Source organism: Ferrithrix thermotolerans DSM 19514, assembly GCF_900128965.1.
Classification (GTDB): Bacteria; Actinomycetota; Acidimicrobiia; order Acidimicrobiales; family Acidimicrobiaceae; genus Ferrithrix; species Ferrithrix thermotolerans.
Window position 1 is genome coordinate 1 of the sequence record NZ_FQUL01000042.1, and the last position, 20,801, is coordinate 20,801.

The window sequence follows — 20,801 nt, forward strand, 5'->3', positions numbered from 1 at the left end:
GTCGTAATGGGGCCATGCCCTTTCGAGCATGGAAACAGCCCCTTCATTTTATAGGGATTGACCTGTAAATATGTCGCTACTTTCGAGCAAGTCAACCTTGACAACTTTACAAGGACTCTTCCACGTGCACATAGAGCAAAAAACTCCCTCCGAGCAGGATGCGAGCATAGATCCACTTTTGCTGCACAAATAGATTACCTAGAAGACTCTCGAAACATAGCTGGGGCTCATATCCAAGACACCGAACACCGTAATCTTATTGGGAGTATCAGGTTTGCCCAAATCCACAACCATAACTGAGTCAACCGAGGGGTCAACAATCCTCTCGATTCTCATTTCAAGCTTATTGATTTCAATTGACGGCAGATCACATAAATAAATGGAGTACTGAATTCTGTCACCGTAGCCAGCAAGACATTTGGCAATCTCTCGCAGCCTCTTCGCATCACGAATATCGTAACACACGAGGTAACGTCTTAACTTCATATTTCACCTCGTTGTAAATGAGTTATATGATCCTCTGTCCCCATAGAGATACGACGCAAGTAGACGTGCCTGGGCTTCATAGGCTCGCTTGTAGCTTATTCGATAACCTAGCTCTCTATGCTGGACCTCAGTCTCCACACGTGCCTGATATCCACTTATCAACTTGCGCTTACCCGAGGGAGTGAGCGTCACGCCCCTGGGATGAATGACAAAGTCTTCACTACCCACAATTCTTTTGTTAATCAAGGTGATTGCAGTCGAATCTGCTACTAGGGGGCGAAACTCCTCGGCCAAATCTAAAGCAAGGGAAGGTCTACCAAAGCGAGGTTTATGAAAAAATCCAAGCATCGGATCGAACCCCACCTTTTGCAACTCTACAAATATATCTTTCACCATAACTCCGTACAAATACGAAAGCATGCAGTTCACTGGATCCCTCGGCGGCCTACGATTGCGACCATTGAAATCGAACATGCTTGCTCTCTCTGCGTTGTGCAGCTTGAGCATAAGGGCAAAGTTCTTGAAGTAAATTCGCGCAGCGTTCCCCTCTACACCCAGAAGCTCGCTGAATGATTCACATTTAGGAATATCTTCCTTGTATATCTGCCTAAGTTCTATTAGATCTGCATCAGGGCACTCGTTAGCATTTCTCTTGAGGAGAGTACGACAGTTTCGCACCTTCCCAGCCACAATGGACTTAGATAGTTCTAGGTCTCCCTCGCAAAAGTGCTTGAACTGTCGAATACGAAGATCGATTCGCCCAGACCCTGAGCTGACCGTAAGACCGTTAAACCACCCACCACTACTGAAGTAAGCAATTGGTATATCCCTCCGGAGCAACTCCGTTACCAACGGCGTGGAGATCCTGCTCGCTCCGTAGAGATTCACCTGTGAGAGTTCGATTAGTCTTACTTCATCGAGGACTTCATCTCGGCGCCTAACCTGGACGATACCTCCGGTTTTATAGAGTGATACGTCGGAACCCGTAACGTAAAGAGGGCGAGAGACATCATCTGAAACCCAAACGGCCTTTTCGGGTCTCGAAGGTTCACACTCATCGGTTCGACATAGAGACACAAACGGACAGCGCATGCACTTCTCCAGATCGTCGATCACGTCAGGCAACACATTGCTTGCAGCCATCTGTCGTAAGTCATCCACGAGTTGTTCGGTCTTGGAGATTCCAAGATCATCCACGTCTACCAAATGCCTGACATCACTTTGTTCACCTCCATAGAAGATCCACGCACCAGTTGGCGTATACTCGCCATCTCCAAGTAGCAACGCACAAGCGACTGCTATCGTTCGATCCTCCTCCCAAGGCATGCCATCTTTAGAAGGTGAAGTGGTTCTTATTAGTACCGGTATCTCAGCGGCTGTATCGTCGACGCTAGGAGTGCTTACGTACTCCACATTTCCTTCCAAGCCAAATTTTTCTGAGACAAAATATCCTTCTTTCACCTTCTCCCGAAATATGGACTCCCACCGCTTGATAGCTTGTTCATGGCTAAATATCGCACCCTCAAAGTACTCCGAGTCGTTTGGCTTCACTACGTGGGCATCAACCCAAGTCAAATAAGCTCTACGGTGACAGAACATAAAGTCTTTCAGCGTACGAATCGCAATCGTCGCAGGTAGCTCCCCCGCCGCATCAGATGACATAAAACGCCCCCATTCCAAAGTGACAGAGCTTCCCAAGATGAAGTGTCTGATTTAAAGTCGTTGCGATTTCGAGCTCGATCAGATAACCATAGAGCACTCTTCTGCCCTCTTTCAAACTGCTTTTTCGATGGAATATAGGTATGGGCCGAACCTGATCGTTTACGAAACGAACGTGTCGCGCAGGCTCGAGACCTCGCCTGTCAAACTCTCTGTTGATATCTTCAGCCACAAAGTCAGAGATCGTGTCATCTCGATGCATGAATCGAGTCGGGATATAGGGGGTGTAGCTCCTGAGCTTTAGTCCACCTGAGAGCTCGCCGAATACGTCGTCCAAGTACCCAACAGTAACGTAAGCAATCTCTATCTGCGGCAAACCACGAAGGTACACAGTCCGCACCTTTCGAGCAACACTCTCTAAAAGGGGTTCAACCGGTAATGAACTTGTAATCACCACGCCCTTTACACCTCCTTTTTCTCCATACCACGGTACGATAAAGGGGTGAATATGGTCTGTAAGCAGCGTGCCATCCACATTCTTACCCGAGATGAAGGCGGCTTCTGCATCGGTCGCCTTAGACATCAGAGCCGAACGGTATGCAGATGTGATCGTGACTAGATGGCGTAGGTCTTTCAACTCCTCACGAAATCCGACCCGTACCCCCCAGCTACGTCTCGGCACTGACAACGATGACTGAACGTGGTACGAGGTCGCAGAGAGTTGTTTATACGAAACCGACCTCCATCGGATAGAGACCTCAAGGCTGCTACGAAATACGACCTTATCTGGAACTTTGACTTCGAGATAAGCGTTCTGTTCGATCAGGGTCTGCCCTTTGGGAACATAGACAGGATCTTCGTCGGAGATTTTGTCACTCGAGCTTACAAAGATCGACCGTCTATGCAAATCTCCGAGAACATCGATTATCAGATACTCAGCGCCATGATCGGTTCCAGGCCAGAGGAGTTTTATCCAATAGCTTCCCCCAACCTTTGTAAGCTGAAGTAGCGGATCTCGTACAAATAGGGAGTTGACACAACTGACTGCATCTTCGACTTCGAACGCGTAAGTGCAATTAGATATGAGCTGTGTGGTAATCGTGGTTGTCAACAGGTAGATAGCTCGTTGTAACAGTCCAACGGGAGAATAACCTCTCTGACTTACTTCCCTATCGCTAGCTGGAAGTTCAACGACTATCTCTAGACCCACGGGTCACGCCTAACCAATCGATGAAACGGGAAGCCAGATCAGGTAGATCTTTGCTTTCAAAGTACTCAACTCCTCGACTTCGCTCCTTTGGTAGAGAGTTGTCCGTGGCGGCGGTTACAAACCACGGTGTTGCCAGCCTTCCTCCAACCTTCTTTGCAAGATCCACCAGCTTCGAAACGTTGATACCACCGTTGCCGCCTGGTTTCTTACTAGCTTTGCACTCCATGACAAGCATGCGATTTTGAAACAACACCAAGAGATCGATCTCATTCGATTCATCAGGTCCGCCTCCAACTGGAGTTACGATAACGTTTTTCAAAACAGTCGCATCTACCCTCAACCTTTCCAAAGCTGCTTTAGTCTCAAGCCAAACGTACTCCTCCAACCACCCCCCACCTAGATATCGAGCTAGATCCGAATCGTTGAAGGTAATACTGAAGCGTTTCTTTGGCTGTCCCTGGAACTCAACCTTCAAAAGCCCGTGATCGGAGATCATCTTTAGCAGATCGATATCTTGTTTTCTATTAAGGTCTATAACGTGACTTGGATTACGGATGAACGATCCATTGATCTCTGCTCTCGAGTAACAGTGATTCAACTCCCCTATAAGGTCACGCCCCCTTCTATCCCTATCGCTTTGAGCCAGGCTATTCGTTATCTCTCTTCTGTCCATTGCAGCCGAAAAGACCGCCTGATCGCACTGCGCTTCGCTCTCATACCCTTGTAACCTCAGATAATCAGATACTGTGATGAAAGATGTGAAAGGGTTGTCTACGTAGGTTTGATCGTTAGCTGCTCGCCAAGTCACTCCTTCTTGGGTATCGACATACAGCCACGATGTGTACTTACACATCTGAACAAACTGATTCATTGAGTCAAGGAAGACAATTGTTGTAGTCTTAGGTCCACCGGTTAAGTTAAGGGTAATGGCTTCGACTTCCTTAAGATCTCTCAGGAAATTGACTACCTCCCTAGCGCACTCGGCTGCTTCGCGAAAGTCTGTGATCCTGGCACCCTGTCCAAAGAGGTGGACGTCTAGACCCTTGTCCCTGAAGTAGTCTCTTTGAGCCAAGTCTCGGCGCCCCTGTGCCATCTTGGTTGAAGAGACCAGCAGTAGGGTGTCGGGTTTATCTTCATGTACCGCTATCGCGTTTGGAAGCGCCTCTTCGGATACGAAGCTGATCTGGACTTTACGTCTTTTCTGAGAGATCTTTCCACCTCCTCACCTCAAACCTCTCTAGATGCGCCTCGAACTCGTCGAGCTCGTCCATGGAAAGCTCCAGCCCACGTTTTTCTTTGGGTAATTTCAGGGTCAGGTGATAGTAAGTGATACCAGCGTCACATAGGTCTGCGACTATCTGGATCGGAAGAGTTCCAACCACCACATCCCCTCTCTCAAGCGTGCTAGGGTCTAGATGAGGAAGAACTTTGTTTATCTGCAAGCCGTACTCTGTCACGTGAGCAAAGACCCACCTCTTAGCTCCATCGTGGCGAGTTATAAGGTAAGTGGTCACGATGCTTTGAACCTTACTCTTCCGCTAAGAAACCAATAATCAGCTCCACATCCGTCAAGCGATTGCGTTTCTTGCTGGATATTGACCTGTCCTTAGGATTACTCCTAAGCACCTGCAGCTCTTTTTCGTCCAACCAACTATCCTGCTCCTTGAGGCTGTCCTTGGCAAGTTGCGCAACATAGCGCATAAAGCTCGGATCATCCGCTGTCGCTTCCTTGTCTTTTAGAATTGAGATATATAAACCGGGAGGCGTCTGACTGCTGAACCTTTTTTCACTCTTTAGCTCCTCAAGTTTACGCTTATTTGGATCCAGCGACCTAAGGTAGCTCTCTTCCTGCCTGCGTTGTTCCTGCTGCTTCACTTCCTCTTCAGCTCTATCCTTAGCCTTATCATCTATTTGTCCAACTCCATATCCAGCAGAGGTCTTCGCTCCAAGACCATATTTGGCTAGGTATTCCAGGATCATTTCCACATCGTCTCTCCAGGTATTGTCCTTAGGGTTTAGGGCAAGGACATGGATAGTCACCTTTGCTCCTGGTGCTACTGCGAGAAACCGAATAGGGGTGGGCTTATAGATATCGGATGGCGGATAGTCCTTTCCACTACTTTGCAGATAGGGACTAATGTGGGGGGTCATGATCTCGATAGTGTACTTAGGCTCCAAGTAAGCATCTAAGAAGCAGAGCATCCCTGCGTTTCCCTGATCCTCTGTCGAAGTTATGGCCTCTCCAAAGTAGCTGCAGATCTTCTCCTCTGGCCAATCTAGATCCGCTGCGGCCCTTCTAGCAAGACCCTTTATGGAAGATCCAGGGTAATAGGGAAGACCGAAAGGATTTTGAAAAGAAAAACCCACTTCAGTTATGCTCTCTATTCCCACACCACATACAAGTGGTGATAGAAGTTCAAGTGGGACCATCACATGGCTTCGACCATAGGACTCAGTAAGGCGACGACGCAATCGCTCGTCGACCTCTTTCCAGACCTTAGCGTCGATCACTGGATCTCCTTCAAAACTATCTAAGACAGCCTTTTTCAGTGGATCTTCTGAACTGTCTTTGTTGCTTTGTTTATTGATTTCTCTAATGTCAACTACCCCGTGAAAGCGCTCTCCGCCACTAGCTCGTTTAGCGGGGGGATCAGGAGTCGAAGATAGTGCATTGGAAAGGTACTGCGGTACTAAATGCGGAAGCTTCTCTTTAGTCGATCGATCCGCCGACGAGTCAGTATTGTTCGATGAACTTCGATTTGAAGAGTAGTTCCTCTGATCGTTCGACCTATCTGGCATCTTCGATTCTTCCCGGGTCATAAACATCGACGAGCTGACGCAGCCAACGAACAAGCTGCATCGTCTCTTCGGTCATTCGCATATAGTCCGTGCTGCTTGCGTGGACCATAGCATCGAGAACCGTTCGTGGAAGCCGTCTCTCGTCAGTATCGTGAGTCTTACAATTGTGCAGAAATCGCTTGGCGATCCATCTGGAGAGATCAAGGACCAGACGCTCAACCCCTTTATCATTCTTAGCCTTGCTCTCTAGAAACACAACTGCACCGATTAGCCCGTCGTTCATAATGAGGTTTCCGACGCCTTTGGTCCTTGACCTGTAGCTTCGAAACACGGATCGCTCCCCTGCTGCAACCTCCTTCACACACGAGCTGGCATAACTAAGCCGCATCTGATCGAGAGACCCACCTTCTATATTCATAGCGTCTCCTCGATTACGAGGCTAACCTGCATTAAGCCTCTTCCATAGGTCGCATCCCCACCAAACTGCACCAGCTTTAGGTTGTCCAAAGCCTCCTTGAAGTCGTTCAGAAGATCTTGGGCGGATCTAGAGCTGTCTTTCTTCCTAGACTTTGATACGAGCAAGTTGCCCGCCATGACCGTCTCAGGGGGAAGATTCTCGACGTAAAACAGTGCACCCCCGTCTGCGGTTCCGGTCTCGTCATCGATCTTTACATGAGGCTCTACGGAGGTGTGATTACTTACAAAGAACCTAAAGTTCTCCTCTGACAGTAACACTATATCTTCCAAGATCTTCTTATGGAAGTACCCCTCGCTATCGAAGGGATCGACGTTATCTGCGATCCAGTGAGCGACCGTACTAAGCTCCTCAGAGATCGAACTATCGAACTCGAAATACTCCAGATATACCTTTTCTTGCTTTTTTTCTTCTGCCTGTCCACCCACCAAGTAAGCATCACCGTTAGATGGCTTTGGAAGTGACCAACTCGCATCTCCTCCGCTCATCTCTATCGAGCGCGCAAGCCTCATGAGTGCATAGGGTGATGTCACATAGACAAAACCCTTATCGAGTGCCTTTACCGGAAAAAGCACGATGTGGGCGTCTGTAAAAGATAGAGCGCCAGCGTGTTCGCTGGACTTATCCGAGGAAGGACCGAAAAGTAGCGTCATTTTCTCCTCCCCCAGGCGATCAGTTGCGCCAAGGCCATGACGCAGGGCTCCTTTGATCCCAGATCCGTACATCACGGGATAACCAGTGACTACGTCTCTTTGGATCGGGGCATCAACTACCCCTAGTCCGTCACCCGCCCCCATGTGAACCGGCGTAAGAGCGTAGTACAGCATCACCGGGCTTTCTTCAAACATCTTCCTCCCTCTCTCTTACCAAACACCTGTAACCGCAACGTTAAAACCCTCAATTAGCGTCGACTCTGTCCCGCCTATGTCATCTGAGTCCTTCATACCACTATCAACCCAGTCGAAAAACGCACCCACGTCTCCTTCGCACTCATCGAAGTAATAGATTGAACCTGGCGGAACACATTTCTTCGCTAACTTTGGTCTATTCTTTGCCATATCCCAACCAGTTATGGTCTCGGGCCTTCCAAGCGCAACGGATACGAGCCTCGCCGAAAAGTCTGACCCTAGCCTCAGACGAAAGTCTGGGTCATGAACCGCATCGGGAAGCCAACCTCTCTTGAACATTAGAGGCGTAAGCGCCAAAACCTTGAACCGCCGGGCGCCATCAGGCACAAAATTCTCACCTATCTCTCGTAGAGGTGAATCGATATCTCTAAATCTCGCTCCACGTCCGTCTCCTCCTAAACGCAAAAGTCCGCTCTTTGGAATTTTGCCCTCATCGCCTTCAATTCCAACTACGAAACCAACATCTGGACTCATACGAACCGTTTGTGTGGTGTACAGTGCACCGGATCTTGCCGTCATTGCACCGCTATCTAGCCCGATACCAAGACGGCTTTCCAGAACATAAAGCTCTGAACCTTCTACAACATCGGAGATGCCGTGACCTTTGAGCCACTTGAGAAGCTCAGACATCGATACAAATCCACTACTTGAGAACTTGCCAGAGACCGAACCAACTGTAAGGCACTGAAGCGGGAGCACGGATGACGATCGGACAATGTCAGTATCTATCTGCTTAGGAACTAAAGTAACGGTTCCTCCACCCTCAGAAGACACCAGAGTATCTTTTGGAATGGAAACGAATATATCAACGACACCGTCTCGTTGATCCTTGGCCAACGACAGCCACCGCAGCTTGAAACTACCCCAGGAACCTTCCTTCCCAACGATACGATCGAAGTCTGACTTAGCCAGAGCACTCCAAAGCAACGACCTAAAGGCACCTGCAAACACAGTCGGCCAAGGGGGCATGACCGCATCGCCAAAACTACCGGACTCACCGAACAGACGGTTCCCACGCAGCATCACTACGTCAAAGGGTTCGACAAAGAAGTACCTCAATTTCCCCCTCCATCTACACTCCGAGCCAAAAACTCTGCTACCAAAAGGGTGGAAACGATCGCTCCTGACTTGGAACTCATCTCAGAGTCCTTTGGTTCCACTTGAATCAATCGATCACAAAGTACGTTCTTCACCAACGAATCGACGACTTTTGCAACCATTTCTGGCTTCTCACCAAGATTCCCCACCTTGCTCTGCCGTGCAAACTGATACTTGAGCATCGAGGTCACAAGTTCAAACCAGCTAGTCTCGTCGAGGTCAGCCTCGCCAACATCGGGAATGGACCTGAGCCAACTACTTGCGAGATACGCTGCTCTTCTCGAAACCTCTTTACCCAAAAGAGAGGTCAAAGAGTTGATGCACTCAAGCGGTGATAGATACCCTTTTGAAGCCCGTTCAAAGGATCCAAAGACAGCAACGTCCCCACCACTTCGCTTTGCAACATAAAGGCAAAACCCATTTCGACCGTGACGTTTGGCAAGAGCTTCTGCACGCTCGGTCTTGACCAACACCTGTGAAAGCGGAGTCTTTGCGTGAGCTATCACTACTCCAAAGCTCGCAGTCGCAACTCCCGCTCCCAAGAGAGTCCTTAGGGAAGAACCTGAGCTACCCTTGTCGTAAAAGAAACCACTTCCAACCCGATAGCCATCTCGGTAAGCGCGTTGGAAGTAGTCAACGCCACCTACCTCCTTTTCTCCCGAGAACCCTTGCCGCAAGAGACCTAGAGCATCCACTACCTGAGTCCTCGGCAAGAAGGCTAGCAGATCGTCACCACCTGCATATATGATCTTTCCATACAGCATGCTCTCCAGCACTTGGCGTACCATGACGAGTGAAAAGTTCGCTAGGGACTCTGAGATGTTTTTCTGCAATGCCGGAGACGGCAGAGGTTGAGATTGGAGATAGCTATCAAGGTTATCTCCAGCTTCCATAGAGGACTTTAGCTCAGTCACCGATCGCTTGACTTTAGGATGCCAGCTACAAAAAACGGTAACCCCTTGATGACCCTCTTGCAGCAACTTACCCATACGATCCCCGTCCATCTTAAGCAATGCATAGTACATAGAGTCTCTGGGGTCCTCTTCGGTATCATCTTCTTCTCGAACGATAGGGTCTCGATAGTGGCGCTCTACCTCCTCTCGTCTCTTGCTACGAGAAGATAGTTCCCTGTAAAGCTTTGGAGGCATCGCTGGAAGGTAAGGGAGCCTATCCTGCTCATTTTGATAAGTTTCGGCTTGATGAGTTTCGGGGTCATAGGGACTAAATCTTGCTGCCACGAGTTTAGGTACGTCCGCCATGACGTGGGTTGAGACTATGTATCGAGAAAATTCCCTGCCTGTGAGGTCCTCGAGGCGCTTACTAAAGATCCCTGGCCATCCTCGCTTCAAGGAACACAAAGCGCAGAGGTGCTCTCCTTCTTTCGCCAGACTTGGACGACTCTTAGACAACTCAGACCAGATAGAGTTCTTTCTCCTCGACGGCGTGGGCCACGAGCTTTCGTACTCTCTCGCCTCGTTAGAGGTGCACAACCACTCTCTTTCGCCACAAGTAGTACATCGAAACTCTTTTTCTTCGGACGCTAAGAAAAGTTTTTCCTGCTTGGCAGCAGCATGAACAATCTCCGTTGCCCTAAGCACACCAGGGAACAACACACCTGGGTTAGCCTTATAGCGAAACGGAATATCCTCTTTTCCCTCAAGTCCAAGGAGTGACTCCCAAGCGGTACCTTTGAACAAAGAGTGAGTGCTTGATTCCCCATCTCCCGCTAGTTTCCGAAGAAGTCCATCTAGCTCTCTTGCTGCCTCCTCAATAGGTTTATCCCTTTTAGGCCAACGAATCGTCGACCAATAAGTCTCGGGGAATTCTCTTAGTTGACGATCTATCTGGTCTTTCATGTGATCGTCAAACCTGTCTGCAAAGAGGTAGCTGGTCGCCTCTTTACCAAAGTTATGGACCGCATCGAAAAGCCTTTTCTTTGCTCTCAAAGCAACTTCATTGGCGTCTTTGTACGGAACTAAAGCAACAAACTTGTTTGGCAAGGATGCGGTAAACGCTGGATAAGAGTCCGACTCTACCACCTCGTATCGAAAGTCGACCCTTTTGAGGTGATCGTCCCACCACTTGAATCCACCGATTTGATCGTCTTTACCCCTAACCCTTTCAAGCAACCAGAGATCCAGCTGGGGCTGACCCCGAAGCGATGGAAACAATACTGAGTCTGGACCGTAACTTTCAATTATTGGGATCATCGCTTCAAACGTCAAGACCGAGAGTAGATGTGAGCCCGCCCACAGATCTGCCGTTGATCTTGCCTGTTTGATGAAACTTTGAACGGGGCCGATGGAGAACTCCAACAGGGCTGGGTCGCCGTCCAACGCAGTAGCGAATGCAGAGACAAGATCTAGGTGGTTCCAGATAGTGTGATCAGGTACTCTAGTATCGGCCGGGAGCACGCGCCAGAGACTCCCAAGCTCATAGTTGTCTATTGATGGGCCGAATCTCCAAAACGCCAAAAAGGTACTTTCATAGTCGATCTCTCCTTGTTCATTTTTTACTATTAGCTCTTTGAAGTGCGAGGATGAAAAGGTCTCTATTTCTCCCACGGGGATACTCATAGCTCCCAGATCGAAGGATTCCTTTGAGATGGGGTGCTTTATTACAGGATCCTTCGTGAAGTTAACGTACAGCTGGGGACCTTGACTCGAACTTGGCCACTGTGGTCTATCGCCTGCAGACGCCCAGTGATCGGCGATACTGAGATAGTCGCCCTTCTCTAGATGCAACTGCTCACGAAGGTAAGCTAGGCTGCCGTTTTCATGGCCATAGGAGGTCCGGCCAAGTACTATCGCTTTTTCGACCGGGTCATGTATCCATGCGGCGAGTTTCTTTTTCCATAGTTCAGTACTAGACACTACTAAAGCTCAGCTTTCTGATATGGTAGTTGAATAAACCCCTTACCGTCCCTCTCACTCTGTAGCCGCCCAAAGACGTCACTCCAGAGCCTTACAAAGGTCTTCTCGCCGAAGTAAGGGATCATATAAAAAACGACCACGAACCTCTCCTTGCCGCCATCACCTTTAACCCTAAAAATCTTTGCCCGAAGCTGACTCGGCCATCTCGCACTATCGCCTTGACCTCGATACATAACCTTTATTTCTTCAGGCAGCTCGCTGCTACCAAGAACGTACCTATTACTACCTTGGGAGCTACGCAACTCTTTCCAGATATCTGCTAAGCGTATGAAAGCATCTTCGATGCTTCTGTGAGTCATAGAGTCGACCCATACCGATATCTTCTTATCTTTATCGTCGTCGAACCTCGCAAAGCCCTTCGGCCACATCTCCGACCAAGCGGTCTTGTTTACGAAAGCATCTGTCCAGCCCACACAGTACTTACTTGCACACTTAGATAGGCGGATCTGAAGCTCTTCATGGGTTGGAACCACGAGGGCTTCATCACCATCAAGCTCTGACATAGTAAATGAACCGTAACCGTGGCGGGACCGGTTACCAACCGCTCCAAAGCTACTCATCAGTTCTAGCGCGTTGAAGACAGAGTCTAGATCCTTAGAGTCTAGATGTCTCGGACTCGATGGATCACCGTACCAGCTAAGACGAAGCCTGCATACGACATCGGGTGGCAGAAGAGCCTTGGAGTAGTCCTCGTAGTACTTGATTCCCTGTTTCCTTTTTTCTACGGCCCTCACTCGGCTGTAACCTAAGTACGATACCGCTTGCTCGCGTTTTTCTCCCCGTTCAAAGGTAAATCCCGGCGTGGGAGCCCAAGGCTTAGCGCTGCGATCCACTCCAAACAGGGCCAAGTCGACCTTCGAACGACCTGGCCCGGAAGATCCTGTTGATTCCTGACTCTCTCTATCTGTACTCCCCGTACCACCAAAGAGCTTCGTCTCTTTTTCCCTAAGTAGTTTTGGGTTCAACACCTTAGATGAAGACGCCTGAGCTATTCGCCAAAAGAAGCGAAGCTGCGATCTAAATGGAGGAACCCTCAGTGAAGCTGTTTCTGGACTAGAACCGCCCAGCAAGGCTGGAGATGAGAAGCTAACATTGAAAAACTTTTCGTTACGCATAGGTCACCCCTAGTTCAATAACTAGCGAAAGAGTATCATATTAGCTGCTCCACATATGATGATTGAAAATTTTCAGCACGCCTCATGCGCAAGCTTGAGGTATCGAACGTTGCTTGGATCACTACCGAAGCTAACTAACTTCACCCCAACGCCTGACTTTTTTTCCTTTATGAGCCTCTCCGTAGTCTCTGCACCGTAAGACTCTAAAAGCACCTTTCGGAGCCTCGACAGCAGCGTGTAGAGATACGAACTATCTACCCCTTGGCTCATCCTCAAAACGGTATCTTTGTGCAGGGCGGAGTGAAGTTCTAACCTTTTCGCTTCTTCGATTAGGAAGGCTCCAAGTTCCTTGTCGTAAAGGTTTTTCTTCGGAAACAAAAGCTCTTTCTTCTGGGCTGTCAGACGTATTAGGGTGCTGAAGAAAACAAGCTGAATCGGGGTTAATGAAGTGCTTACATCTCCCACCTGCAAACTCCGTGCACCAGGGTCGATACTCACTTCCAAAGAGCTAGATTTAATGGCTATCGCACTAACCGTTGCAGAGAAGCTCGCCTTTCCGCTGAGTAGTGACTTTGGTATCGAAGAGCGCATTCTAACGAAAGGTAGCAGCGCGAGATCCACCTCGGCCTTGGACGCATCGAGTAGCTCCCCAGATCTCGTCTTTATGAAAGACTGTTTTTTGGTTGGATAGTAAAAACCATCGATGGACTCAAACTCGGGAGAGACCAGTACGTGTGACAGGGCGTCCTGTTCACGACCGAACAACGACAAAGAGTAACCAAGCAGATACCCCATGGTCTTTCGTCCACCGGCGATCGATGCATGCACCTCAGAGTCTTCCTCTGCGGTCAGCTCTCGTATTAGGTCGGAGATAGTATCGGAAGCGGCGATGTTGTCCTCGCTGGTTCTAATGTCTTCGAGTCCAGTTCCACCAGCCTCAATAGCTGGTGGAACTACAATGTCCTGATCTGTGATGTCTAAAGCCGGCAACCCATACTCTTCACACAGCCTCAGCAACCAACCTTCGCCGTGTGACGATAACCTGTCGAGCACCTTGTCCCGACCCTCTGAGGTGGTGATGATTCGCAGGGACGTCGGAAAGAAGGCTGGCTCTAACTTTATTGCCAATGCATAGATGGACTCAGTTATCACCTGAGGACTGAGTCCACAGGTTGCCACAAAGACCCTCCCGCTCATCGTCTCACCTCCAACCACCACCACTACCTAGAAATAGCTACTAATTGAACCTTTAGGCACATTCTTCCAAGTTACGTTAGGGGAGTTACAAACCTCTCTCATGACTTCTTCAGACGAAACTGAGTTGAGAGCGACAAGGCGACAATTTACAAAAGTTCACCTATTTTGCATACACATTGGTCATATTTGTGCTAAAACTTGGCTCATGCCCCGTACATCAAGTGCAATCGTATACAACACACTGAAAGCGAAAATTATCTCGGGTGAGCTTCTTGCCGGTACACACCTAAGGGAAGAGGAGCTTGCCGTCTCCCTCGGATGTTCACGAACACCGGTACGAGAGGCCATAAGGCAGCTTGAAGCTGAAGGGCTTATCGAGTTCTCGCCTCACAGAGGCGCTCGGGTTACATCGTGGACCGATGAAGATATATCCCAGGTCTTTCACATGCGGCTACTACTTGAGGGACGGGCGTCGAGGCTCGCAGCTGAGAGGATCGAAGATCACCACATCGAGAAACTCGAAGTGCTGGCTACCGAGATGGAAAGGATCTGCAAGTCATCGCAAAAAGACCGCTTCACCCAACTCACGGAGCTAAACAACGCCTTCCACGGACTAATACATGAGGCTTCGTTAGAGACCATGTTGGTATCCACATTGAGAGGAATCGTTCAAGTAGCAATGGTAAAGAACACGTTCAGCCTGTACTCCAAGGAGCAGTTGCAGAGATCGATGAACCATCATCGTGAGCTCATAGCGGCTCTTGAACATAAAGATCCCGAGTGGGCTGAGGCGGTCATGCACTGTCACATCCGCTCTGCTAGATGGGTAATACAACCCCGAGCCTAGCTAACAAAGAAGCAAAGAGGTTCAGTCATAACCTACAAAGGGAGGATATAACAGGCTTTGTTGGACAAAGATTACCAGAAGATTCTAAAGCGCTTTGGCAATGGACCACTAAGTGACGTAAGAGTTATTGAGGCGGGTCAGCTCCTGGCGGGTCCTTTTTGTGGTCAGCTCTTAGCTGACTTTGGGGCCGAGGTTATAAAGGTCGAAGATCCGAAAAATGGAGATCCCATGCGTCAGTGGGGCAGGGAGAAACCACACGGACTATCGCTTTGGTGGCCAGTGGTAGCACGAAATAAAAAGTCCGTCACCTTAAACCTTCGTTCAGAACAGGGTCAGGAAATCTTCAAAGACCTGGTTCGGGAGAGCGACGTTGTGATTGAAAACTTTCGTCCTATGACAATGGAGCGATGGGGGCTCTCTTACGAAGAGTTATCAAAGATAAACCCGGCGATCGTAATGGTACGCGTCACTGGATACGGACAGAGCGGTCCTTACGCAAATAAAGCCGGATACGGATCCATCGGGGAAGCGCTCGGAGGTCTCAGATATATAACCGGCGATCCCGCCACTCCACCGTCACGCAGCGGAATCTCGATCGGTGACTCCCTTGCCGCCCTCTTTGCAGCACTAGGAGCCCTCTCAGCGCTGCACCTCGCCCGAGAACACGGTATAGGCCAAGTGGTCGACTCCGCCATCTACGAGGCGGTGCTGTCTATGACGGAGTCTCTGATACCCGAGTACGTTCTTACGGGTTACGTTCGAGAAAGAACAGGCTCCATTCTTCCAAACGTGGCGCCTTCCAATCTGTATCCCACCCGTGACGGGCAGATGATCGTTATAGCTGCGAACCAAGACACTGTCTTTGCAAGACTAGCCGTCGCCATGGGGAAGCCTGAACTGAAAGACGACCCCAGGTACTCCTCTCATGCGGCCAGGGGAGCTCACCAAATAGAGCTAGATGAGCTAATTGCTCAGTGGACTAACACCCTAGGAGGCGATGAACTAGCTGCGCTCTTAGACGAACACGGTGTTCCACAAGGCAGGATCTATACCGCTAAGGAGATGCTGGTCGATCCCCACTTCAAGGCTCGTAACGACATCGTAACCCTGGAACACCGTGAACTTGGGGAGTTCCCCATGCACAACGTTGCCCCACGGTTGTCTAAGACGCCTGGATCTGTTCGCTGGGTCGGGCCAGAGCTAGGAGAGCACAACAACGAGATCTACAAGGGTCTCCTTGGTATAAAGACCGAGGAGCTAGAGATTCTGCAAGGTCAAGGCGTCATATAAGTAAGAAAGAAGGTTTTAAGTGAAAGGAGGCCATCGGTGCGTTACCGACTAGGTGTTGATGTGGGGGGAACCTTTACCGATCTCCTACTCATCGACCAACAAACCAATCAAACAGTTAGAGACAAGGTGCCAAGCACCCCGCACGACCCTTCGATTGCGGTTATAAACGGACTGGAGAGAGTATGCGCAAAGGCAAACATCTCCCCTAAAGACATAGCACATCTAATGCATGGCACAACCGTCGCCACCAACGCCGTGTTAGAGGGGAAAGGTGCCCGTGTAGGTCTAATCGTAACCGCCGGGTTCCGTCAGATACTCCAGGTGGCACGTTCATATGTTCCAGGAGGGCTAGCTGGTTGGATAGTCTGGCCTAAGCCAGAACCACTAGCAAAACTCGAGGACACAATAGAGGCGTCCGAGAGAGTGAACGCCTTTGGCGACGTGGTACAACCATTAGATGAACACAGGCTCATCGAGGATCTAAAGACCTTGAAGACAAATGAGGTAGAGGCGATAACCATCTCCCTGATCAACTCTTTCGCGAACGACGTCCACGAACGTCGAATAGCAGAGATCGTGGCCGATGTAATTCCTGAAATACCGATCTCTTTGTCGTCAAAGATCCTTCCAGAGATCAAAGAGTACGAGCGCACCCTAACGACGGTTGCAAACAGTTACGTGCGACCCTCTGCATCTAGGTATCTGCAGCGGCTTGATCATCAACTAAAGGCCCTCACCGGCGAGTTGCAGTTTCACATACTAAGGTCCGATGGCGGCCTCATGGGAGTAGATATCGCTTCGAGCGCACCGGTGTCTATGTTGATGAGCGGTCCCGCTGGGGGTGTCTCTGGCGCCCTCTGGATCGCATCGCAGGCGGGGTACAAAGATCTCCTTACCCTAGATATGGGTGGAACCTCGACCGATGTTGCCCTGGTTCAAGGTGGCAAGCCTTCAATTGGAAGAGAGACTACGGTAGGTGATCTTACGATCAGGTCTTCATCCGTGGATGTTCGCACAGTTGGAGCAGGAGGGGGATCTATAGCCCATGTTCCAGAGCTGACCAAGGCTCTAAGGGTGGGTCCCCAAAGCGCAGGCGCCGTGCCTGGGCCTGCAGCCTATGGAAAGGGAGGAACAGAGGCGACGGTAACGGATGCGAATGTGGTCTTGGGTTATCTTCCGACTTCTCTCTTGGGCGGTGAGATGAAACTGGACTCAAAGGCGGCCTTTGAAGCGGTCGGCAAGATCGCTGAAGCGCTCTCCGTGGATGTCTACAGCGCCGCTGAAGGCATCATAGACATAGTCAACGAGAATATGTTTGGAGCCTTGCGTCTCGTCTCAGTTCAGCAAGGTTACGACCCAAGAGACTACGCACTTGTAGCCTTTGGAGGCGCTGGCCCGTTGCATGCAAACGCTTTGGGAGCGCTAATGGGCTCATGGCCGGTAATAGTTCCGCCGTCTCCGGGGGTATTGTGCGCCTATGGAGACGCAACAACGAACCTCAAAGCTGAGTCGTCAAAGACCTTTATCAGACAGTTCCCCGACACCTCCAAAGAAGAGGTCATCTTACAACTAAGAGATCTGGCAGAAACGGCTCGTTCAGAACTTCAAAGCGAGGGGGTCAGAGATGAAGAGATCGTCCAGAGCTTTGAGATAGACCTGCGTTATCATGGGCAAGGGTTTGAAGTTACCGTCCCTGTCAAAATCGAGGAGATAGATAAGAATGGACTCGAAGTTGTCGGAGAAGTATTTGACAAAGAGCACGAGCGCATGTTTACCTTCGCTCTTGATTCGGTTCACGAGATCGTAAATCTAAGGGCCGTTGTAACCGCAACCCAAAACACAGTCGAAGCTCCGAGACTCAACCCTGGAGACGGTGATCCTGTACAGGCGGAAAGGTTCGAGTCGGAGATACGCTACGGCGGAAAAATCTACAACGCCAAAGTCTACGACCGCTCTTTATTAGAAAGTGGAGACATAATCGATGGACCTGCAATCTTGACCGAGATGGACTCGACCACGCTGATCATTCCCGAGCACTTTGGAACCGTCGACAACTTTGGAAACGTACTTATAAGACCTAACACACAAAGAGAGGCTTAGATGGCGCAGATCATACAGTCCAACACCACACCCATAGACAAGGTGGAGGTAGATACCATAACCGTAGACATAGTCGAGAACGCTCTTAGAAACGCTCGATACGAGATGGATGCGGTTCTCTTTAGAACTGCGATGTCTCCGGGTATAAGAGAACAACACGACGAGTTTCCTCTTATCGCCAACCCCGAGGGCAAGATGGTTGTAGGCCAGTTTGGCTCCTTCATCGGTGGGTTCTTAGATAACTACAGCGGCACCGTAGAGGAGGGTGATGTATTTTTAACCTCAGACCCTTACAGCTGTGACGGAGCGATAAGCCATGCGAACGACTGGCTGGTTCTCATGCCGATCTACTTCGACGGCCGCATCGTCGGATGGGCCGCCATGTTTGGCCACATGACAGACGTAGGAGGGAAAGTACCGGGATCTCTACCAACCGACGCTGAGTCGATCCACGAGGAGGGCGTGATCGTTCCCCCCATAAAGCTCTACAACAAGGGGGTGCTCAACGACGAGACACTTCGCCTAATCCTGAACCAGGTGCGGATGCCTCAATGGAACCGTTCGGACCTGAACGCAATCGTTGCTGCATGTAGAACCGCAGGCAGGCGGGTTGCAGAGCTGTGTTCTCGCTTTGGCGCCTCGACCTACCTCTCCGTGCTCGATGCACTCTTAGAAAGAAACTATCGTGCAATGGAACAGCTCATTGCAACGACTATCAGCGAAGATCCAATTAGCTTTACCGACTACATCGACGACGACGGAATGGGATATGGTCCTTACAAGATCTCTTGCACGATGTGGCGAGAGAACAACAAGGTCGTCTTAGACTTCAAAGGGACCGATTCGCAGTCGCTTGGTCCTATCAACTTCTACCTCAATGAAAATATGTTCAAGATGTTCTTTGGAATCTACATGATCATGGTATTTGATCCACAGATTCTATGGAACGACGGTTTCTACCCCCTCGTTGAGGTTAGGATTCCAGAAAGGTCACTGCTCAAGCCGGCGTATCCTGCCGCTTTGTCATGTCGAACTCATGCTCTTGGGAGAATCTTTGACGTTCTTGGCGGACTGCTGGGGCAAAGACAGCCTGAGTTCCTAAACGCTGCGGGCTTTTCATCGTCTCCGCACCTTATGTACTCCGGTCGGAACTCAAAGGGCGAGTGGTTCCAGCTGTATCAGATTGGATTCGGAGGAATACCGGGGCGACCCTTCGGAGACGGGCCTGACGGTCACTCGTTGTGGCCCAGCTTTACAAACGTCCCTAACGAGTTTCTAGAGGCCTACTTTCCACTACTCATCGAACGTTACGAGACAGTTCCAGACTCCGGTGGCGCTGGATTCTTCCGGGGCGGCAACGGGATCGATATCGCTTACCGCTTCTTGGAGCCTGGTGAGATCTCCATCCACGACGACCGATGGTTCACCTACCCTTGGGGAGTAAACGGCGGACTTCCAGGCAAGCGGTCAACAAAGTACCTTATCAAAAAGGACGGTACCAAGAAGACTCTGCCATCGAAGTGTGACAGGGTACATGTTGAAAAAGACGACGTCTTGCACTACGTTACCTGGGGTGGTGGAGGTTGGGGGGACCCGCTTACACGGAGCCCCGAACTGGTCGCTCTTGAGGTCAAAAGGGGCTTGGTAACTAAAGAAGGTGCTTACCAAAACTATGGGGTGGTACTTACAGATGACCTATCGGTCGATGAGGCTAGAACCGAAGCTCGAAGAGAGGAGATTCGAAGCTCACGCAGTGAGATCGGTGTCTTTAACTTTGGAGGCACCTTAGAGGAGTTGCGAGCGCGATGCGAAGCAGAGACCGGACTAAAACCACCGCTAACCCCGACCTTTATCTAGAAAACCGGAGTCAGCATGGACATTAACGGAGAGTCGATCTACTCCGACTATAAGAGGGCGGGCTTTGGCGGAAGACTCTCCTTTGGAGAAAGGCCTGCCCTGATCGTAGTCGATATGGCAAGAGCCTATCTTGACCCTGACGGTCCGCTCTTTCACCCCTCTTACCTAGAGCTGGCAGAACGAGTGGCACGGGCCATTGTGTTCTTTCGAAACATGAGCCTGCCTGTTTTCTTCACAAAGGTGCTCTACCAAAAAGGTCTAGCCGACGGAGGGCTGTTTGTAAAAAAGGTTCCCTCGTTAGCCGCCTTCGAGGAGGGGTCTTACTACTGCGAGATCCCAGAACCCCTGACACCACTTGAAGGTGAGGTAGTAGTTACAAAGCGCTACGCATCAGGATTCTTCGGTACAAACCTCGCCACCGATCTTCACATCTACAAGGTAGACACCGTCGTAGTTGCTGGCGTGTCGGTATCGGGATGTGTTAGAGCTACAGCGTTAGATGCACTTCAGTACGGGTTTATCCCTTATGTGGCAGAGGACCTCGCAGGAGATCGAAGCCAAGATATCATGGCAGCGAACCTCTTCGACCTCTCCCAAAAATACGCAGAGGTGGTGCCATTCAGCGATATCGCCTCACAGGTTCAGTTAATCTTGCGCAATAAATAGATAAAGATCGTTCTAGGGAAAAGGCCAAGGGAGGCTAGACCTATGTGGCCCGCCTCCCTCTTGTTGGTTGACGTATGAGATAAGTAGATCGGTCTTTAGCTTGCGGTCTTGATGAGTTCTCTTTCGGAGTCTGTCTCATTACCTCTAAGACTTTGTACGAG

The 20,801-nt window shown here is 50.0% G+C and carries 17 protein-coding genes; 5 read left to right on the top strand and 12 right to left on the bottom strand.

What is annotated here, in order from left to right:
- Nucleotides 1-198 precede the first annotated feature (198 nt).
- The 12 genes from cas2 to csm6 form a co-directional block, all read right to left on the bottom strand.
- The gene (gene cas2, locus BUA24_RS10245; RefSeq protein ID WP_072792174.1) at nucleotides 199-486 is read right to left on the bottom strand and encodes a CRISPR-associated endonuclease Cas2; all 288 of its coding nucleotides are present in this window, start codon (nucleotides 484-486) and stop codon (nucleotides 199-201) included.
- Nucleotides 487-489: 3 nt separating this feature from the next.
- The gene (gene cas1 / locus BUA24_RS10250; protein ID WP_072792177.1) at nucleotides 490-2,148 is read right to left on the bottom strand and encodes a CRISPR-associated endonuclease Cas1; all 1,659 of its coding nucleotides are present in this window, start codon (nucleotides 2,146-2,148) and stop codon (nucleotides 490-492) included.
- On the bottom strand, nucleotides 2,138-3,355 hold the full coding sequence (locus BUA24_RS10255; protein WP_072792180.1) for a hypothetical protein: 1,218 nt from the start codon (nucleotides 3,353-3,355) through the stop codon (nucleotides 2,138-2,140). The genes cas1 and BUA24_RS10255 overlap by 11 nt, the downstream gene beginning before the upstream one ends.
- On the bottom strand, nucleotides 3,333-4,565 hold the full coding sequence (locus tag BUA24_RS10260) for a Card1-like endonuclease domain-containing protein (protein ID WP_084660425.1): 1,233 nt from the start codon (nucleotides 4,563-4,565) through the stop codon (nucleotides 3,333-3,335). The genes BUA24_RS10255 and BUA24_RS10260 overlap by 23 nt, the downstream gene beginning before the upstream one ends.
- Nucleotides 4,546-4,869, bottom strand: coding sequence for a CRISPR-associated protein Csx16 (gene csx16, locus BUA24_RS10265; RefSeq protein WP_072792186.1), 324 nt, complete (start codon nucleotides 4,867-4,869; stop codon nucleotides 4,546-4,548). Before csx16 ends, BUA24_RS10260 begins: the two co-directional genes overlap by 20 nt.
- Before the next feature lie 13 nt (nucleotides 4,870-4,882).
- Complete coding sequence (gene cmr6, locus BUA24_RS10270; RefSeq protein ID WP_072792189.1) at nucleotides 4,883-6,154, bottom strand: type III-B CRISPR module RAMP protein Cmr6; 1,272 nt, start codon at nucleotides 6,152-6,154, stop codon at nucleotides 4,883-4,885.
- Nucleotides 6,144-6,572 (bottom strand): type III-B CRISPR module-associated protein Cmr5, encoded by a 429-nt coding sequence (gene cmr5, locus BUA24_RS10275; RefSeq protein ID WP_072792192.1) that lies wholly within the window; start codon nucleotides 6,570-6,572, stop codon nucleotides 6,144-6,146. The genes cmr6 and cmr5 overlap by 11 nt, the downstream gene beginning before the upstream one ends.
- On the bottom strand, nucleotides 6,569-7,477 hold the full coding sequence (gene cmr4 / locus BUA24_RS10280; RefSeq protein ID WP_072792195.1) for a type III-B CRISPR module RAMP protein Cmr4: 909 nt from the start codon (nucleotides 7,475-7,477) through the stop codon (nucleotides 6,569-6,571). The genes cmr5 and cmr4 overlap by 4 nt, the downstream gene beginning before the upstream one ends.
- Nucleotides 7,478-7,492: 15 nt before the next feature.
- Nucleotides 7,493-8,596: a type III-B CRISPR module-associated Cmr3 family protein gene (locus tag BUA24_RS10285; RefSeq protein ID WP_072792197.1), complete on the bottom strand. Its 1,104-nt coding sequence runs from the start codon at nucleotides 8,594-8,596 to the stop codon at nucleotides 7,493-7,495.
- A complete protein-coding gene (gene cas10 / locus BUA24_RS10290; RefSeq protein ID WP_072792200.1) occupies nucleotides 8,593-11,508 on the bottom strand; it encodes a type III-B CRISPR-associated protein Cas10/Cmr2 in 2,916 nt (971 codons plus the stop codon). Before cas10 ends, BUA24_RS10285 begins: the two co-directional genes overlap by 4 nt.
- A 2-nt stretch (nucleotides 11,509-11,510) precedes the next feature.
- Nucleotides 11,511-12,683: a hypothetical protein gene (locus BUA24_RS10295; RefSeq protein ID WP_072792202.1), complete on the bottom strand. Its 1,173-nt coding sequence runs from the start codon at nucleotides 12,681-12,683 to the stop codon at nucleotides 11,511-11,513.
- Nucleotides 12,684-12,755: 72 nt separating this feature from the next.
- A complete protein-coding gene (csm6, locus tag BUA24_RS10300) occupies nucleotides 12,756-13,880 on the bottom strand; it encodes a CRISPR-associated ring nuclease Csm6 (protein WP_178138802.1) in 1,125 nt (374 codons plus the stop codon).
- Nucleotides 13,881-14,085: 205 nt separating this feature from the next.
- Here csm6 and BUA24_RS10305 point away from each other — a divergent pair, with 205 nt between their 5' ends.
- Genes BUA24_RS10305 through BUA24_RS10325 form a run of 5 tightly spaced genes read left to right on the top strand, consistent with a single transcriptional unit; the run spans nucleotide 14,086 to nucleotide 20,640 of the window.
- Nucleotides 14,086-14,727, top strand: a complete 642-nt coding sequence (locus BUA24_RS10305; protein ID WP_072792206.1) for a GntR family transcriptional regulator — start codon at nucleotides 14,086-14,088, stop codon at nucleotides 14,725-14,727.
- A 60-nt stretch (nucleotides 14,728-14,787) separates the two neighbouring features.
- Nucleotides 14,788-16,017, top strand: a complete 1,230-nt coding sequence (locus tag BUA24_RS10310; RefSeq protein WP_245790443.1) for a CaiB/BaiF CoA transferase family protein — start codon at nucleotides 14,788-14,790, stop codon at nucleotides 16,015-16,017.
- A gap of 36 nt (nucleotides 16,018-16,053) precedes the next feature.
- Nucleotides 16,054-18,117, top strand: a complete 2,064-nt coding sequence (locus tag BUA24_RS10315; RefSeq protein WP_072792210.1) for a hydantoinase/oxoprolinase family protein — start codon at nucleotides 16,054-16,056, stop codon at nucleotides 18,115-18,117.
- On the top strand, nucleotides 18,118-19,974 hold the full coding sequence (locus BUA24_RS10320) for a hydantoinase B/oxoprolinase family protein (protein WP_072792212.1): 1,857 nt from the start codon (nucleotides 18,118-18,120) through the stop codon (nucleotides 19,972-19,974).
- Nucleotides 19,975-19,989: 15 nt separating this feature from the next.
- Nucleotides 19,990-20,640: an isochorismatase family protein gene (locus tag BUA24_RS10325; protein ID WP_072792213.1), complete on the top strand. Its 651-nt coding sequence runs from the start codon at nucleotides 19,990-19,992 to the stop codon at nucleotides 20,638-20,640.
- Nucleotides 20,641-20,801: the final 161 nt, after the last annotated feature.

Excerpts from the sequence above, each read along its gene's own strand:
- cas2 (WP_072792174.1), bottom strand. The coding sequence starts at position 486 with ATGAAGTTAAGACGTTACCTCGTGTGTTACGATATTCGTGATGCGAAG.
- cas1 (WP_072792177.1), bottom strand. The coding sequence starts at position 2,148 with ATGTCATCTGATGCGGCGGGGGAGCTACCTGCGACGATTGCGATTCGT.
- cmr6 (WP_072792189.1), bottom strand. The coding sequence starts at position 6,154 with ATGCCAGATAGGTCGAACGATCAGAGGAACTACTCTTCAAATCGAAGT.
- cmr5 (WP_072792192.1), bottom strand. The coding sequence starts at position 6,572 with ATGAATATAGAAGGTGGGTCTCTCGATCAGATGCGGCTTAGTTATGCC.
- cmr4 (WP_072792195.1), bottom strand. The coding sequence starts at position 7,477 with ATGTTTGAAGAAAGCCCGGTGATGCTGTACTACGCTCTTACGCCGGTT.
- BUA24_RS10295 (WP_072792202.1), bottom strand. The coding sequence starts at position 12,683 with ATGCGTAACGAAAAGTTTTTCAATGTTAGCTTCTCATCTCCAGCCTTG.
- csm6 (WP_178138802.1), bottom strand. The coding sequence starts at position 13,880 with ATGAGCGGGAGGGTCTTTGTGGCAACCTGTGGACTCAGTCCTCAGGTG.
- BUA24_RS10305 (WP_072792206.1), top strand. The coding sequence starts at position 14,086 with ATGCCCCGTACATCAAGTGCAATCGTATACAACACACTGAAAGCGAAA.
- BUA24_RS10320 (WP_072792212.1), top strand. The coding sequence starts at position 18,118 with ATGGCGCAGATCATACAGTCCAACACCACACCCATAGACAAGGTGGAG.
- BUA24_RS10325 (WP_072792213.1), top strand. The coding sequence starts at position 19,990 with ATGGACATTAACGGAGAGTCGATCTACTCCGACTATAAGAGGGCGGGC.